Below are 17,127 nucleotides of genomic sequence, written 5' to 3'. Positions count from 1 at the left end.
TCCTTTCTTTTCGAAAACGAACCAAATTTGTTTCAATTCGAATCACAAATACGCCGCCGATGCACCAAATCCGCGCAAAAGCAAAAAACCGATTATGGATACAATCGATTTTATTTGCTTTTGCACTCACACAACAAAAAAGCCACCTGCGACATGATCGCAGATGGCCTATATGCAAATGCATTTTCCAGATGGGTTTAATTACACCATTTGGAAAGGATACACCGAGCCCAGGGCCAGGATGCCGCTCAGTTCATCCAGTGCGGTACGGCACTCGACAAGCAGTTGCGGATCGGCCAGATCGTCCGGTGACAGGCGGTCGCGATAATGCCGGTCTACCCAAGCATTAAGCGTGCCAAATAATGCATCGCTCATCATTACGTTCGGATTGACCGCCGCAATCTCCGCCGCCGACAGCGCCACACGCAGGCGCAGGCAGGCCGGGCCGCCGCCATTCTGCATGCTCTGCTTCAGGTCGAACACGCGCACCTCGTCGATCGGGCCGCCAGCGCTGCTCATCTTCTGCAGGTAAGTCCACACCCGTTCGATGTTGCGGCACTCTTCCGGCACCACGATGATCATCTTGCCGTCCGGCTTCGACAGCAGCTGGCTATTGAACAGGTAACTCTTCACTGCCTCTTCGACGCTGACTTCCGCCAGCGGCACTTCGATGGCGATGAAGTTGCCGCCGGCCGCGGCCAACTTGCGATCCAACTCGGCCAGCACCTCGGCCTGATGCAGGAAGGACTTCTCGTGGTGGAACAGCACATTGCGGTTACCGACCGAGATCACGTCGTTGTGGAACACGCCGGCGTCGATGGTATCCGGATCCTGCTGCGCGTAGACCACGCCCGCTTCCTTCAGACCGTGCAGGCGGGCCACCGCCTGGCAGGCTTCCAGCGTCTGCCGCGCCGGGAAACGCGCCGGTTTCGGGTAACGGCTGTCAAAGGCGGCGGCACCGAACACGAAGAACTCGACGCCGGCACCATCGTATTCATGACAGAAGCGGGTATGGTTGGCCGCGCCCTCGTCACCGAAGTGCATCTGCGCCGGCAGCGCCGGGTGCACCGCGAAGCGCGATTCGTCGGCGAACATCGCCTGCAGGATGCGGCGGGTGGTCGGATGCTCGATGGAGCGGTGGAACTTGTTGTTCAGGTTGGCCGGCGTGAAGTGCACGCGACCGTCGGCGGTGTCACCGGACGGGCTGACGGTGGCCGCGTTGGCGGTCCACATGCACGACGCCGAGGTGGCGGCCGCCAGGATCGCCGGCGCCTCTTTCGCGGCGCGGGCAATGACCTGCGCATCGCTGCCGCCAAAGCCCAGCAGCCGCAGCGAGGCCACATCCGGACGCTCGTGCGGGGCCAGCACGCCCTGCTTGAAGCCGAGGTCGTGCAGCGCCTTCATCTTGGCCAGGCCCTGCTTGGCGGCCAGCTTCGGATTGGAGGCTGCATTCTGGTTGCCGGTAGAGGCGACGTTGCCGTAGGACAGGCCGCTGTAGTTGTGCGTCGGGCCCACCAGGCCGTCGAAGTTCACTTCAAAAGCATTGCTCACAGTACGATCCCCGGAGAAAGTTGAGACGGAACGGTCAGGCTGTCGCATTCCAGCGACGCTACCGGCCACGCGCAGTAATCGGCGGCGTAATAGGCACTAGGACGGTGATTGCCGGAGGCGCCGATGCCACCAAATGGTGCAGCGCTGGAGGCGCCGGTCAGCGGCTTGTTCCAGTTCACCACCCCGGCACGGCTTTCCAGCAGGTACTGCTCGTACTGGCCGCGATCGTCGGACAGCACACCCCCGGCCAGGCCGAAGCGGGTGTCGTTGGCCAGTTCGATCGCCTGGTCAAAATCGCGGTAGCGGATGATCTGCAGCAGCGGGCCGAAGAATTCGTCGTCCGGACGCTGCGCGTGGGTGGTGTCGATGATGCCCGGCGACAGGATGGCGCCGACTTCGGACAGTCGTTTCATCTCCAGCAGCACCTTGCCGCCAGTGGCGGCCAGGCTGGCCTGCGCTGCCAACAGCGCGTCGGCGGCGGCATTGGAAATCACCGAACCCATGAACGGCTGCGGTTCCTCGTTGTACAGACCCACCTTAAGGTTGGCCGCAACCTGCACCAGCCGCGCGATGAAGGCGTCGCCGGCGGCGCCCTCCGCCACCAGCAGGCGGCGGGCGCAAGTGCAGCGCTGGCCGGCGGAGACGAAGGCGGACTGGATCACGTGATGCACGGCGGCATCGACATCGGCGACCGTGCCGACGATCAGCGGATTGTTGCCGCCCATTTCCAGCGCCAGGATTTTCTCCGGCTGCCCGCCGAAGGCCTTGTGCAGCAGGTTGCCGGTGCCGGAGCTGCCAGTAAAGAACAGGCCGTCGATACCGTCGTGGTTGGCCAGCGCGATGCCGGTTTCCTTGGCGCCCTGGGTCAGGTTGATCACCCCGGCCGGCAGGCCGGCCTCGTGCCACAAACGCACGGTTTCCTGCGCCGTCCACGGTGTCAGCTCGGACGGCTTGAAGATCACGGTGTTGCCCGCGATCAGCGCCGGCACGATGTGGCCGTTCGGCAAGTGACCGGGGAAGTTGTACGGCCCGAACACCGCCACCACGCCGTGCGGCTTGTGGCGCAATACCGCCTGCGCGTCGCCCATCGCCGCACTGCGCTCACCGGTACGCTCGTTATAGGCTTTGATCGAGATCTCGACCTTGTTCACCATAGTGGTGACTTCGGTCTGCGCTTCCCACATCGGCTTGCCGGTTTCCTTGGCGATGATCTCCGCCAGCGCGGCCTTGTTGCTGTTCAGCAGTTCGCCAAAGCGGCGGATGACGGCCAGGCGCTCGTCCAGCGCGGTGCGTGCCCAGCCTTTGAACGCGGCACGCGCGGCGCGCACGGCGGCGTCGACTTGCTGCGCATCGGCGGCCTGGCCTTGCCAGATCAGGATGCCGGTGGCCGGATTGTTCTTGTTCAGCTGCTCGCCGCTACCGGACAACCAGCTGCCATTGATGAATTGCGTTGCCATTTATGCAGTCTCCTTCGGCGACAGTGCCACCACGCGCACCACATCGCCCTGCTTGATATTCAGTGTTGCCGCCTGTTCCGCGCTCAGTTTGACGCTGTCCGCGCCCGGTGCCAGCTCGGCCAGCAGCACGCGGAAGCCGTCAAAGCCGGTGTTGGACACCAGATAGAAACCGGTTGCCGCGCTATCCGCACTGTCGCCAACGTTGGCCGCAAGCAGGCGGCTGTCGCGCACCGCGCGGATGTCGCGGGTGTAGGCCTGTACCGTCGGGCCGGCGTCGAAAATGTCGACGTAGCCTTCGTAACGGAAGCCTTCGCTGTGCAACATCGCCACCGCCGGGCGGGTGTTGTCGTGGGTCTGGCCGATCACCGCCTGCGCGTCCTGCGGCAGGAAGTCGATGTAGACCGGGAATTTCGGCATCAGCTCGGCGACGAAAGCCTTCTGGCCGACGCCGGTCAGGTAGTCGGCCTGCGCGAACTCCATCGAGAAGAAGTGGCGGCCGAGCGCCTCCCAGAATGGCGAGTTACCGGCGGCGTCGGACACACCGCGCATCTCCGCCACCACCACCTTGCCGAACATTTCCGGGAACTGCGCCAGGAACAGGAAGCGGCTCTTGGACAGCAGGCCGCCGTTCTTGTTGACGCGGAAATCCGGGTGCAGGAACAGCGTGCACAGCTCGGAGTAGCCGGTGTGATCGTTGGACAGGAACAGCGTTTCGTGACGGGTGTAGACGTCCAGCTCTTCCGAGGCGTGGACGATGGTGCCGACACGGTAGTTGTACCAAGGCTCTTTCAGGCCGACCGCCGCTTCCAGCGCGCATATGCCGCCGACACGGCCGCTGGCGGTGTCTTCCAGCACGAACACGTAGCCGCGCTCGGCCAGATCGGCCTCGCCGCTGAAGCTTTTCTCGGAGCGGGCGATACGGGCGCTGAGGCGCTCTTCGTTCACCGGCAACGAGGTCAAACCCACGCCGGCGCTGCGCGCCAGCTCCATCAGGCCGTCCAGGTCGGACGCCTTGACCGGGCGAATCACCATCATGCTGCAACCCTCCCTTGTTCTGCTTGCAATAGCGGCGCGACACAGGCGATCTGGCCACTGGCGAGCGACAGCGCGCGCGCGGTATCCGGTGTGATGAACAGCACGTCGTCCACCAGGCTGGCATGCGCCTGCGCCAGGGCGAACTGGTCGCTGCGATGGTTGGAAATCACCATCTCTTCGGCGCCTTCCGGCAGCACAGGTGCCACTTCAACCTGCGCCCGCAGCTGCTGGCGCATGCTGAACAACTGGTCGACCTCGGCGGTCAGCACCGCGCCGCCGTCAAAGATGTCGATGTAGTTGTCGGCCTCGAAGCCTTCGCGGCTGAGGATGTTGAACGGACGCTCGAAATCGGGGTGAATCTGGCCGATGGCGTTTTGCGCCTGATCCGGCAACAGCGGCACGTAGATCGGGTAGGTCGGCATCAGCTCGGCAATAAAGGTCTTGCTGCGCTGGGCGAAGGCCTGCTCCACCTGCGGGAAGTCCATATTGAAGAAGCGGCGACCGATGGCGTCCCAGAACGGCGACTGCGCGTTGGCGTCGAGAATGCCCTGCATCTCGACCAGGATGCGGCGACCGAAACGTTCGCGCGCGGCGGCCATATAGAGGAGTCGGGCACGCGACAGCAATTCCAGCGCGCGCAGCGACAAATTCGGCATGCAGTAGAAGCCGCACAGCTGCACCATGCCGGTCAGGTCGTGGCACATGTTCAGCACGTGGATGCGGTTGTTCACCTTCAGCGCGCGCGAGGCGTGCACCATGGTTTCACTGCGGTAGCTGTAGAACGGCTCTTCAAAGCCGGCGGAGGCGCTGATCGACGCGGTGCCGACCACCTGGCCGTCGTCTTCCAGCACGAACATATAGTATTCGCGGCCGGTACCGGCTACCGCCTCGTGCTCGAAGGCGCCGAGCGAGGTCTGGATTTTTTCGTAGAGCTTTTCCCGATTGTTCGGCAAGCTGGTGACGCCAATCCCGCTGTCCACCGCCATTGTTTCAATGACTGGCAGATCGGAAATGCGTACTGGACGCACGATCAACATGGTTATTTCTCCCTCGTGGCGTTCCGGAACCGGGCGCAGCAAGCCCCGCTCCGCTGCCGTGGCGGCAGCGGAGTTCCCCAGAATGCGGATTTGATTAGGTTCCGGAAACGGAAATCAGGCGCGGTTGGCAGCAACCAGTTCGGCGATGGCGGCATCGAAACGTGCCAGACCTTCGTCGATGTCTTTGTCTTCGATCACCAGCGACGGTGCAAAACGCACCACCGACAGGCCGGCGACCAGCACCATCAGCTGTTTGGCTTCGGCGGCTTTCAGGAATTCACGGGCGCGGCCGGCAAACTCGTCGGAAACCACGGCGCCGATCAGCAGACCCATGCCGCGGATTTCCTTGAACACGTTGTACTTGGCGTTGATCGCGTTCAGGCCGTCAACGAAACGCTGGTGCTTGGCGCGCACGCCGGCCAGCACTTCCGGACGGCTGACGATCTCGACCACTTTCTTGGCCACCGCCGATGCCAGCGGGTTGCCGCCGTAGGTGGTGCCGTGGGTGCCGACGCCAAAGCTCTTGGCGATCGCGCTGGTGGTCAGGATCGCGCCCACCGGGAAGCCGCCGCCCAGGCCCTTGGCCGAGGACAGGATGTCCGGAGTAACGTTGTATTCCTGGTAGGCGTACAGCGAGCCGGTACGGCCGACGCCGGTTTGCACTTCGTCGAACACCAGCAGCGCATTGTGCTGGTTGCACAGTTCGCGCGCCGCATCCAGGTAGGCCTGGGTTGCCGGCAGCACGCCGCCCTCACCCTGTACCGGCTCGATCACCACCGCGCAAGTCTTGTCGGAAATGGCGGCTTTCAGCGCGTCGATGTCGTTGAACGGCACGTGGGTGATGCCGGCCGGGTTCGGGCCGAAGCCTTCGGTGTACTTCGGCTGGCCACCGACGTTGACGGTGAACACGGTACGACCGTGGAAGGAATTGGTGCAGGAGATGATCTCGTGCTTGTCGGCGCTGTAGTGGTCAGCGGCGTATTTGCGCGCCAGCTTGAACGCGGCCTCGTTGGCCTCGGCGCCGGAGTTGCACAGGAACACGCGCTCGGCAAAGGTGGTTTCGGTCAGCAGCGAGGCCAGTTCCAGCGCCGGCTCGTTGGTGAACACGTTGGACAGGTGCCAGACCTTGTTGGCCTGCTCGGTCAGTGTGGCGACCAGCTCCGGATGGCAATGCCCCAGCGAGTTAACCGCAATACCGCCAGCAAAATCGATGAATTCACGACCTTGCTGATCCCACACGCGGGAGCCGGCAGCCTTGACCGGGATGAAACCGGCCGGCGCGTAGTTCGGGACCATGACCTGATCGAAGGTATCGCGGGTAACGTTGGTGCTCATTGATAGTTCCTTATTGCAATCTGTACTGGATTTATTGTGTGAACAGCGTCTGTTACCGATTCTAATCCAATCATGGAAACAGACCATATCCTCTTTGCGACATCCGCTTACACATTTCCCTGAAATGTCCAACAATGTGCAAACGCAATAAAATCCTCTAAAATCAGATGGTTAGAAATATTTTTATAGATAGGCGCCGGATTTGTCCGGAATTTCGCCGCTTCCCGCCGCCGGCGCCGATCTGCCGGCGTGGCCCGTGCGCTTGATTCGCGTCATTGGCAGGGGCGTCAAGATTACCGACACTTGTGCTTTGCACCAAGCCAGGATTGCCAACATGACCACCCACCCCCTACTACAAAGGTTGGCCGCCACACCCCATCGCGCGGCATTCTTGCCCGGCCTGCTCGCCGCCCTGCTGCTGCTGGCGGTATGGAGCAGCGAATTGCTGCTGCGCCAGCAAGGCGCCAGCCTGCACCACGAGCTCAGCCCGCTGCAGGCGCACGCGGCGCTGATGCTGTACGGCCTGTTTCCGTTTTTCATGACCGGCTTCATCCTGACCGCGGCGCCGCGCTGGCTGAACGCCACCTCGCCGGCACGCTGGCGCTGCGTACTGATCCCGCTGCTGTTATTCGCCGCCCTGCTCTGCGCACTGGCGGCACTGCCGGGCTCGCACTACTGGCTGGCGGCCGCCGCACTGCTGTGGCTGGCGGCGCTGGCGCTGCTGGCGCAGACCATGCAGCAACTGCTGAGTCAAAGCACGGTGACCGACCGCCTGCACGCGCAAGCGGTACTCGCCGCGCTGCTGGCCGGCTGCGGCGGACTGCTGGCGATGCTGTACTGGCTGCTGGCGGATGTGGCAGCCGCGTGGTGGTGGATGCGCAATCTGGCGCTGTGGGGCTTTTTGCTGCCGGTATTCCTCGCCGTCAGCCACCGCATGCTGCCGTTCTTCACCCAGAGCGTGATTGCGCCCTATCAGGTGTGGCGGCCGCGCTGGTTGCTGCTGGCACTGCTGGGCGGCAGCTGGCTGTACGGCGCGCTCGCCATTGCCCAGTTGCCGCTGTGGCCGGCCAGCCTGCTGCTGTGCGGCCTCAGTGCTACCTGCCTCTATCGCTGGCAGTCGTGGCGCAGCCGCAGCGTGCCCCTGCTGGCCATGCTGCACCTGGCCTTCGCCTGGCTGCCGCTGGCCTTCCTGCTGCTGACGCTGGCCGATCTCGGCCTGGTGTCGTCGCTGGCCGGGCTGCACGCGGTAACGGTCGGCTTCTTCATTACCATGCTGGTCGGCTTCGCCTCGCGGGTGATGCTGGGTCATGCCGGCCATCCGCTGCAGGCCAGCCGCGGGCTGTGGTGGCTGTACCTGCTGCTGCACGGCGTGGCGCTGCTGCGCGTTAGCGCCGACCTGCTGCCGACGTTCGCGCTGCGCGGCTATGTGCTGGCGGCGCTGAGCCTGCTGCTGGGCCTGCTCGGCTGGGCCTGGTTCGGCCTGCCACTGCTGGCGAAAAAGCGTGCCGACGGCAAGCCGGGCTAGAGCGGCAGCACCTTCACGCCATAAAAAAGATTGGCCGCAAGCGTGAAGCTTGCGGCCAACCTTTTGTGCACTACCGGTGTACCGCATCAAGCGGCGCGACGGATGCCAGCGCTCACACGTTCAGATACGACGACTGCTTCAGACCGCGGCAGAACTCGGCGAAGTAGCTGGAGCGCTCTTCCGCACTCAGCCCGGCGGTACGTGCCTTGGCTTCGTAGCAGTTGAGGATTTCCTCCGGCGACAGGTGCACGTAGCGCAGCATGTCCTCGATGGTGTCGTGCTCTTCCACGCCCTCGTACGACAGGCGGCCGCCTTCGCGCACGTAGACGTTGACCGAGTCGGTATCGCCGAACAGGTTGTGCATGTCGCCCAGGATTTCCTGGTAGGCGCCGACCAGGAACACCGCGATCAGGTACTCCTCACCCGGCTTCACCTCGTGCACCGGCATGCTGGACTCGATACTCTGCTCGTCCACGTACTGCTTGACCTTGCCGTCGGAATCGCAGGTCAGGTCCTGCAGCACGGCGCGGCGCGTTGGCTGCTCGTTGAGGCGGTGAATCGGCATGATGGGCAGCACTTGGTCGATGGCCCAGGTATCCGGCAGGCTCTGGAACACCGAGAAGTTGCAGAAGTACTTGTCGGCCAGACGGTCGGTCAGGTCGTCGAACACCTGCCGCTGCGAGCGCTGGCTGGCGGTCAGCTGCGACAACAGGCGGCGGCACAGCGCGGCGTGCAGCTGCTCGGCGACGGCTTTTTCCTTCAGCGTCAGGCGGCCTTCGGCGTACATGTCCGACACTTCCGATGCCAGGTGGCTGGCGCGGTAGTAGGTCTCGGTCACCATTTCGGCGTCGGTGAGGCTCATCAGCTCGAACAGCTTGGCCACCGGTTTGGCCAGCAGGCTGGCGTCGTCGATCTGCGGCATGGTGTCCGGCAAGCGCTCGACGTCGGTGACGTTCATCATCAGCACCGCGTGGTGCGCGGTCATCGCGCGGCCGGATTCCGACAGGATGCGCGGATGCGGGATGTCGTTCTCGGCGCAGAATTCGTGCAGCATCGACACGATCACCTGCGCGTATTCGTCCATGTCGTAGTTGATGGAGCTGGCGTTGCGCGAGTGGGTGCCGTCGTAATCGACGCCCAGACCGCCGCCGACATCGACGTGATCGACCGGCAGGCCCAGTGCGCGCAGCTCGGAGAAGTAGCGGATCGCCTCGCGGAAGCCGGCACGGTAGTCGGCGATATTGGCAATCTGCGAACCCATGTGGAAGTGCATCAGGCGCACGGTGTCACCGTGGCCGGCGGCCACCAGCTTGTCCACCGCCGAGATCAGCTGGCCGGCGGACAGGCCGAACTTGCCCTTGTCGCCACCGGTGTCCGCCCACTTGCTGGATGCCAGCGACGACAGTCGCACGCGCAGGCCGATATTGGCCTTCACGCCCAGCTTGTAGCTTTCCTCGATCAGCAGGTCGACTTCGGATTCCTTCTCGATCACCAGGAATACCTGGTGGCCCAGGCGCTGGCCGATCAGCGCCAGGCGGATGTAGTCGCGATCCTTGTAGCCGTTGCAGATGATGGTGCAACCCTTGGGCGCCAGCGCCAGCACTGCCATCAGTTCCGGCTTGGAGCCGGCCTCGAGGCCGATGGACACGTCCGGGGTGGCGATGATGCTTTTGACCACCGCCTCCTGCTGGTTGACCTTGATCGGGTAGATCGCGGTGTACTGGTTGTCGTAGCCGATACCGGCGATGGCGTTGTCGAACGCGCGGCACAGGCGGGTGACGCGGTCTTGCAGGATGTCCGGAAAACGGACCAGCAGCGGCATGTCCAGACCCTTGTCCGACAGCGTGTGTGCCAGTTCGTACAGATTGATTTCGCGCTGATGGTTGGCGTTAGGACGCACCTTGACGCAACCGCTCTCGCCGACGTTGAAATAGCCAGCCCCCCAATGCCGGATGCCGTAGAGGCTCCGGCTATCTGCCACAGTCCAAGCCATGAAAGGATTTCCTGCTAAAAATTTGGAAAAACTGCTCCTTAGTGCGCGGCTTTCGGGCTAAGAAAGCTTCATGTGGGCCTGGGATGTCGGAGCGCGCAATAAACGGCTGATCGCCGCAAAATGAGCGCGGATTTTAGCAACATCACGCGCTGTGACAAGCACAATTTTGGGCCGTCCATTTTAATCAACACGACACCGGCCACCCCTGTTGCCGACAGCCCAGTGTAGCGGCGTCATGTGAATGTTTTTTAACCGTTCCGCCGCCATGCGGCGACGACATTCAGCACGCGGCGCGTCCATGATATTCAACACCACGGCCGCGGACTGATGTCGCACTGCAACATGATGAAAAATGGCAACGCCGGCGCACCGTTTCAGGGCGCGCCGCGCGAGGACAAGGCACCGTTGCCTCAATATAGTCGGGGCGCCCCGCGAATACCGGCGCAATGACGGCTGGCCGGCGCAGGCACCCGCCCCGGCCAGCGCGCCGGCAAGCCGTGCGCCGCCGGCGACCGGCTCAGAAGTGATCCTGCAGCCGGTACCAGGCCATGCCCAGCACCAGCGCCGGGGTACGCAGCAGCTCGCCACCGGGGAAGCGACGATGGCGCAGTCGCTCGAACAGTTTCAGGCGCTGGTCGTCGCCGGTGATCGCCTCGGCCAGCACCTTGCCGGCCAGCCCGGTGATGGCCACGCCGTGGCCGGAGAAGCCCTGCGCGTAGTAAACGTTGGCCGCAAGGCGGCCGAAGTCCGGCGCCCGGTTCATGGTGATGTCACAGAAGCCGCCCCAGGCGTAGTCGATCCGCGCGTCGGCCAGCTGCGGGAACACGCGCAGCATGTCGGCGCGCATGCTGCCGGCCAGATCGCGCGGCTCGCGTCCGGAGTAGCTGACCTTGCCGCCGAACAGCAGGCGCTGGTCGGCGGACAGGCGGTAGTAGTCGAGCACGAAATTGGTGTCACACACCGCCATATTGTTGGCGATCAGGCCACGCGCGCGCGCCTCGCCCAGCGGCTGGGTGGCGATGACATAGGTGCCGACCGGCATGATGCGGCGGTTGAGCGCCGGCACCAGCTGGCCGACAAAGGCATTGCAGGCCAGCACCAGCTGCCGACAGTGCACCTCGCCCTGTGCGGTCCGCACCCGCGGCCGCCCGCCAGTGCCGATACCGGTATCGATGCTGGTGACCGGCGAGTTTTCATGCAGCGTCACCCCGGCGGCACGCGCGGCGGCGGCCAGTCCCAGCAGGTAGTTCAGCGGATGGATATGCCCGGCCAGCGGGTCGAACAGGCCACCCTGGTAGCGCTCGGAGGCGAGGTTGGCGGCCAACGTTTCCTTGTCCCACAGCGTGTAGTGGCGATAGCCGTAGAAGCTTTCCGCCTCGTGCTGCCACGCCAGCAGATCGTCGAGGTGTGCCGGCTTCACCGCGGCGGTGCAGTAGCCGCGCGTCCAGTCGCAGGCGATGCCGTGCCGCTGCACCCGCTGCTCGATGATGTCGATCGCTTCCAGCGACATCTGCCAGAACGCCTTGGCCAGCTCGTCGCCCAGCTGCTGGCGGATGGTGTCCATTTCGCAGGCGTAGCCGGCGATGACCTGGCCACCGTTGCGGCCGGAGGCGCCGAAGCCGATCTGCGAGCCCTCCAGCAGCACCACACGCAGGCCGCGTTCGGCCAGATTGAGCGCGGTGGAGACCCCGGTCAGGCCGCCGCCAATCACGCACACGTCGCAGTCCACCCGCCCCTGCAGCGCGGCCCCGGGCTCCCACGGCACGGCGGTGGCGGCGTAATAGGATGGGGCATGCGGCTGGTGGGCGTAATTGAGCATAAAGTCCTCGTTTGTGGTCAGGAAAACGGCAGGGCAAACGGCAAGATCAGTCCTTTTTTGACAAGCGGCAGGATAGGTCGGGCAAGAAAAACGGCGGAGCCTCGCAACTCCGCCGTTCGGAGGGCGCCATGCGGCACCCGTCATGGTCAGCCGGCGCTGCTTTCGCGCATCGCCGCCGCCAGCGCCCGCTCGCGCTTGCGTTGCGAATTCAGCATCATGTAGTTGGCGACGATCACCAGCACACCGACCACCAGCACGGTAATCGACGCCAGCGCGTTGATTTCCGGATTGAGGCCGAGACGCACCTTGGAGAAGATCACCTGCGGCAGCGTGGTAGAGCCGGGGCCGGACAGGAAGGCGGTCATCACCAGGTCATCCAGCGACAGCGTCACCGACAGCAGGAAGCCGGAGGCAATCGCCTGCGCCACCAGCGGCAGCGTGATCACGAAGAAGATCTTCAGCGGGCGCGCACCCAGATCCATCGCCGCGTCCTCCAGCGACTGGTCGATTTCCAGCAGCCGCGAGCGCACCACCACCGACACATAGGCCATGCACAGCGTGGTATGGCCGACCCAGATGGTGAAGAAGCCGCGCTCGGCCGGCACGCCGATCAGCTGCTGCATCGAGATGAACAGCAGCAGCATCGACAGGCCGGTAATCACCTCCGGCATCACCATCGGCGCCGTCATCATGCCGGCGAACAGCGAGCTGCCCGGGAAGCGCTTGAAACGTGCCAGCACGAAGCCGGCGATGGTGCCCAGCGTCACCGCCGCGGTGGCGCTGGCCAGTGCGATCTGCACCGACAATTCCACCGCCGAGATGATCTGCTCGTTCTGGAACAGCGACGCGTACCACTTGGTGGAGAAGCCGCCCCACACCGTCACCAGCTTGGAGTCGTTGAACGAGTACACCACCAGGCTGACAATGGGGATGTACAGGAACAGCAGCCCCAGCAGCAGCATACCCTTGAGGAAGGGGGACAGTTTTTGATTATTCATTGCCTTTTCCTTCCAGCTGGCGGGTTTCGAAGCGGTGCAGGAACGCGATCGGCACGATCAGCAGCAGCACCATCACCGTCGCCACCGCGGCGGCCATCGGCCAGTTGTTGTTGTCGAAGAACTCGTTCCACAGCACCTTGCCGATCATCAGCGTATCCGGGCCACCGACCAGCTCCGGAATCACGAACTCGCCGACCGCCGGGATGAACACCATCATCGAACCGGCGATGATGCCGTTCTTGGACAGCGGCAGGGTGATGGTGAAAAAGGCCTTGATCGGGCCGGCGCCAAGATCGCTGGCCGCTTCCAGCAGGCGACCGTCCATTTTCACCAGGTGCGAGAATAGCGGCAGGATCATGAACGGCAGGTAGGCGTACACCATCACCAGATACAGCGAGAAGTCGTTGTGGAACAGCATCAACGGCTCGTCGATGAGGCCGATCCCCAGCAGGAAGCTGTTGATGAGGCCGTTTTCGTTGAGCAGGCCCATCCAGGCGTAGACGCGCAGCAGGAATGAGGTCCAGAACGGCAGCATCACCAGCATCAGCAGCACGTTGCGGCGCGCCGGATCGGTACGCGCGATGGCGTAGGCGATCGGGTAGCCCAGCAGCAGGCACATCAGCGTGGTGAACAGCGCGGTTTGCAGCGAGGACAGGTAGGTCTTGGCGTAGAAGTCATCGCTGAGGATGAAGTCGAAGTTGCCGAGGTTGAGCGTGAGGTGCAGCAGCCCACCCTCCTCCAGGTTCATCAGGCTGGTGAACGGTGGAATGGCGAGATCCTGCTCGGCGAAGCTGATCTTCAGCACGATGAAGAACGGCACCAGGAAAAACAGCAGCAGCCAGAAGTACGGGATCGAGATCACCGCACCGCGACCGGGCTTGAGGCGCTTGAAGAGGCGCTGGATATTCATGTCACAGCTCCTTAGCGGGTGAGCACAACCGGCATGTCGGCGCGCCAGCTGACGTAGACCTGATCGCCCCAGGTCGGCGGCTCCAGGTTGGCCTCGTGCCAGCGGTTGACCGGCACCATCGCCTTGAGCACCTTGCCGCTGCCGAGCTTGACGTGATAGACGGAATAGCTGCCGAAGTAGGCGATTTCCGCCACCGAGCCCTTGGCGGCGTTGGGGCCGGCAGCCACCGGGTCACGGTCGACGCGCACGTCTTCCGGCCGGATGCTGGCCCACACCTGCATGCCTTTCGGGCCGGTGATGCCGTGGTCGATCCAGATGCGCCCGCCCAGCTCTTCGGCCTCGATCTCGACCCGGTCCGGCTCGTCGACCACCACCGGGCCGGTGAACAGGTTGGTGTCGCCGATGAATTCGGCGGTGAAGCGACAGTTGGGGTAGTCGTAGATTTCTGCCGGGGTACCCACCTGCAGCAGCTGGCCTTCGCTCATGATGCCGATGCGGGTGGCCATGGTCATCGCCTCTTCCTGGTCATGGGTCACCATGATGCAGGTCACGCCGACGCTCTCCAGGGTGTTGACCAGCTCCAGCTGCGTCTGCTGGCGCAGCTTCTTGTCCAGCGCACCCAGCGGCTCGTCCAGCAGCAGCAGCTTCGGACGCTTGGCCAGGCTGCGTGCCAGCGCGACACGCTGCTGCTGGCCGCCGGACAGCTGGTACGGCTTGCGGTTGGCGTACTTGCGCATCTGCACCAGATCCAGCATCTCCGCCACGCGGGCGTCGATCTCACCCTTGGGCATCTTGTCCTGCTTCAGGCCGAAGGCGATGTTGTCCGCCACCGACATGTGCGGGAACAGCGCGTAGCTCTGGAACATCATGTTGATCGGGCGGTCGTACGGCGCCAGCTTGGTGATGTCCTGGCCGTCGAGAATGATCTGGCCGGCAGTGGGCCGTTCCATGCCCGCCAGCATGCGCAGCAGGGTGGACTTGCCGCAGCCGGAGCTGCCGAGCAGGGCAAAGATTTCCTTGCGCTGGATGTCCAGTGTCACGCCGTCGACAGCGGTGGTGTCCCCGAATTTCTTGACGATATTGGCAATCGACAAATAAGGCTTTTCGCTAGCAGACTGCTTTGCAGCATCAACCATGATTGTTTCCCCTGAAGGACGTGGTTCGTCCCTGTGATATTTTCGTACGTCTTCGTCATCATGACGCGGTGGACGTAGCGCCGTTCAACATAAACCGACACCCTACTTGCGGCCAACCTTGCAGGCAATATCCGCAGCCACTGGCATTTGCCGGCAAGCACCGCCAAAACGGGATTTTTGCGCCCGCGGCGGCGCCGTGCACGGCATGGCAGACACCGCCGGCTGCCGCGGCAAGACCCCTACCCGCCGCAACACGGAACGCCGCAGACGACCGTCGCTCGCCACGTTGTACGCACAAACGCCGCCACCCGTCGAAAAAAGAGTAGCGCACGTTTAATAAAATTGACAAGAGAAAACGGGAGAGTCGCAAGAAAAGCAGCGAAATAAAAAACGGACGTGAATCATGGACTTAGCTATCACGCTCATGCTGCCCTGCAGCATGAACGTTGGCACAAGCAGCAATAACGGCAAAAACTGTTTAATTCCTCAAACGGCCAGCGCCGTTGGCCGCACCAAAACGGGGAATTCGCGCGCTTCGACAAACAGGCTGCTACCCTCCTGTTTTTTCGCCATTTTTTTGGCCTGCGTCGCCGCCGCTGCCACTTCGTAGTGCGAACGGAAGCGGCCCGGCAACACCGGTAGCACCCCGATGGACACGCTGGTCAGCGGGAAGAACTGCATCTGCCCGCCACGATCGGCGATGTGATAGCCACCGGCATGGCGCGCTGCGGCACAAAAGAACGCCTGCACCCGCTGATCGAACAACTGGATGATGGCCTGCAGCTGGCGCCGCCAGTTGCAACTCTGCAACAACAACACGAAGTCATCGCCACCGATGTGGCCGACAAAATCCAGCGTCATGTCCAGCTGCGACAGCAGAATCCGCCCCAGTTCGCGGATCAGGTCGTCGCCGGCGCCATAGCCGTAGTGGTCGTTGAACGGCTTGAAGTAGTCGAGATCGACATAAGCCACCACGAACGGGCGCTCGCCCTCCAGCAGCCGCTGCACCTCCTCGCCGATCGGCACATTGCCCGGCAGCCCGGTCAGCGGGTTGGCGTAACGCGCCGCTGACAGCTGCATCTCGCTGATCAGGCGCATCAGGTCGTAGCCGGTACCCATGCCGAGATACGCACCATCCTCGACGATGATGAAACCGTCGACCAGGTAGCGCTGCTCCGCCTCCACCACCCGCCCGGACAGCGACTGGATGTCCATCTCCGCCGACACCAGCAGCGGCCTGGCGTCGGCCAGCGCCATGCACGGCTTCTTGGCAAACAGCTCGCGGTTGAACGGTTTGGCGAAGGTTTCCAGCACGTGGTGCCGCGTCAGCAAGCCCACCGGACGCCGCTCGTGCAATACCGGAATGGCAAAACGCTGCAGCGAGGCGGCAAACATCTGGTAGGCCTGCTCGCAGCTGTGCGCAGTGGTCAGGTACGGCACCTCCTGCAACAGGTCGCGCGCCACCGGTCGGCACCGGTTTCCGGCGTGCTGCGGCGCGCGCGGCAACGGGTAGTGGTGCACGAGCGCCGGATCGGCCTGCGGCCGTGCGATCAGGTAGCCCTGCCCCATCGCCACCCCCAGCTCGCGCAGCACGCGCAACTCTTCCGCCTGTTCCACCCCTTCCGCCACCAGTAGCGCGCCCGAGGCGCGCGCCATGTCCACCAGCGAACGCACGAACTGCGCCTTCAGCGGGTCAGCGTGGATGTTCTGCACGAAATACTTGTCCAGCTTGACCACGTCCGGACGCAGCTCCGACCACAGCCGCAGATTGGAAAAACCCTCGCCGAGGTCATCCAGTGCCAGCCGCAGGCCGGTGCGGCGCAGCTCGTCCACCACCTGGCGCAGCACCGGGTAGCCGGCATTGGGGCGGGTTTCGGTCAGTTCCAGCACCACCCGCTGCGGCGGCAGCCCGTTCAGCTGCAACAGGCCGAGCAGCGCCTCGACCGAGACATCGGCACTGAGCAGGGTATCGGGAATGACATTGATGAACAGGATGCCGGGCAGCTGGCGCAGCGCAAACTGGCGCAGGATTGCGGCGATGCAGACCTGGTCCAGCACCCCGGACAGGCCGGCGCGCGCCGCCTGCTCGAACAGCATCACCGGCGAATGCAGGATGGAATCGGACGGCCCACGCACCAGGGCCTCGTAGCCGTACAGCTCGCCGTCGGCCAGCTGCACGATGGGCTGGAACACCACCTGCACCTGGCCCTGACGAATGATCTGTTCCAGCAGCGCCTGATGCGCCAAGCCCGGCGCGACGCTGATCGTGACGGTTTCCAGCATGGTTTCCATTGCACAAGTCCGTTTCCAAGAGCGGAAAGGCTAGCGCAA

Annotated in this window: 12 protein-coding genes; 1 reads left to right on the top strand and 11 read right to left on the bottom strand. The window is 63.6% G+C overall.

The window, feature by feature from the left end; all coding sequences use genetic code 11:
* Positions 1–201: 201 nt before the first annotated feature.
* The 5 genes from astB to C8E02_RS12340 all read right to left on the bottom strand — a co-directional run bounded on the left by astB (position 202) and on the right by C8E02_RS12340 (position 6,415).
* Positions 202–1,551 carry an N-succinylarginine dihydrolase gene (gene astB, locus C8E02_RS12360; protein WP_211329243.1) on the bottom strand — a complete coding sequence of 450 codons (1,350 nt, stop codon included), beginning with the start codon at positions 1,549–1,551 and terminating at the stop codon, positions 202–204.
* Positions 1,548–3,008, bottom strand: coding sequence for a succinylglutamate-semialdehyde dehydrogenase (gene astD, locus C8E02_RS12355; RefSeq protein WP_120811114.1), 1,461 nt, complete (start codon positions 3,006–3,008; stop codon positions 1,548–1,550). Before astD ends, astB begins: the two co-directional genes overlap by 4 nt.
* Entirely contained in the window at positions 3,009–4,043 is a 1,035-nt protein-coding gene (gene astA, locus C8E02_RS12350; protein WP_120811112.1) for an arginine N-succinyltransferase, read from the bottom strand.
* Positions 4,040–5,080, bottom strand: coding sequence for an arginine/ornithine succinyltransferase subunit alpha (gene aruF / locus C8E02_RS12345; RefSeq protein WP_047967111.1), 1,041 nt, complete (start codon positions 5,078–5,080; stop codon positions 4,040–4,042). The genes astA and aruF overlap by 4 nt, the downstream gene beginning before the upstream one ends.
* A gap of 114 nt (positions 5,081–5,194) precedes the next feature.
* On the bottom strand, positions 5,195–6,415 hold the full coding sequence (locus C8E02_RS12340; protein ID WP_047967112.1) for an aspartate aminotransferase family protein: 1,221 nt from the start codon (positions 6,413–6,415) through the stop codon (positions 5,195–5,197).
* Between the two features lie 334 nt (positions 6,416–6,749).
* Between C8E02_RS12340 and C8E02_RS12335 the strand changes: the two genes are divergently transcribed.
* Positions 6,750–7,940, top strand: a complete 1,191-nt coding sequence (locus C8E02_RS12335; RefSeq protein WP_120811110.1) for an NnrS family protein — start codon at positions 6,750–6,752, stop codon at positions 7,938–7,940.
* Between the two features lie 112 nt (positions 7,941–8,052).
* On the opposite strand, the gene speA is transcribed toward C8E02_RS12335, so the two are convergent.
* The 6 genes from speA to C8E02_RS12305 all read right to left on the bottom strand — a co-directional run bounded on the left by speA (position 8,053) and on the right by C8E02_RS12305 (position 17,088).
* Positions 8,053–9,933, bottom strand: a complete 1,881-nt coding sequence (gene speA / locus C8E02_RS12330; protein ID WP_120811108.1) for an arginine decarboxylase — start codon at positions 9,931–9,933, stop codon at positions 8,053–8,055.
* 517 nt (positions 9,934–10,450) lie between these two features.
* Positions 10,451–11,752 (bottom strand): NAD(P)/FAD-dependent oxidoreductase, encoded by a 1,302-nt coding sequence (locus C8E02_RS12325; RefSeq protein ID WP_120811106.1) that lies wholly within the window; start codon positions 11,750–11,752, stop codon positions 10,451–10,453.
* A gap of 146 nt (positions 11,753–11,898) precedes the next feature.
* Positions 11,899–12,750 (bottom strand): ABC transporter permease subunit, encoded by an 852-nt coding sequence (locus C8E02_RS12320; protein ID WP_120811104.1) that lies wholly within the window; start codon positions 12,748–12,750, stop codon positions 11,899–11,901.
* On the bottom strand, positions 12,743–13,660 hold the full coding sequence (locus C8E02_RS12315) for an ABC transporter permease subunit (RefSeq protein WP_120811102.1): 918 nt from the start codon (positions 13,658–13,660) through the stop codon (positions 12,743–12,745). The genes C8E02_RS12320 and C8E02_RS12315 overlap by 8 nt, the downstream gene beginning before the upstream one ends.
* Before the next feature lie 11 nt (positions 13,661–13,671).
* The gene (locus C8E02_RS12310; RefSeq protein ID WP_120811100.1) at positions 13,672–14,796 is read right to left on the bottom strand and encodes an ABC transporter ATP-binding protein; all 1,125 of its coding nucleotides are present in this window, start codon (positions 14,794–14,796) and stop codon (positions 13,672–13,674) included.
* A gap of 486 nt (positions 14,797–15,282) precedes the next feature.
* The gene (locus C8E02_RS12305; protein WP_120811098.1) at positions 15,283–17,088 is read right to left on the bottom strand and encodes a GGDEF domain-containing protein; all 1,806 of its coding nucleotides are present in this window, start codon (positions 17,086–17,088) and stop codon (positions 15,283–15,285) included.
* Positions 17,089–17,127: the final 39 nt, after the last annotated feature.

It is taken from the genome of Vogesella indigofera, from assembly GCF_003633895.1.
Lineage (GTDB): Bacteria > Pseudomonadota > Gammaproteobacteria > Burkholderiales > Chromobacteriaceae > Vogesella > Vogesella indigofera.
The sequence above is the reverse complement of the archived record's forward strand: the minus strand, read 5'-3'. Positions and strand labels throughout refer to the sequence as shown.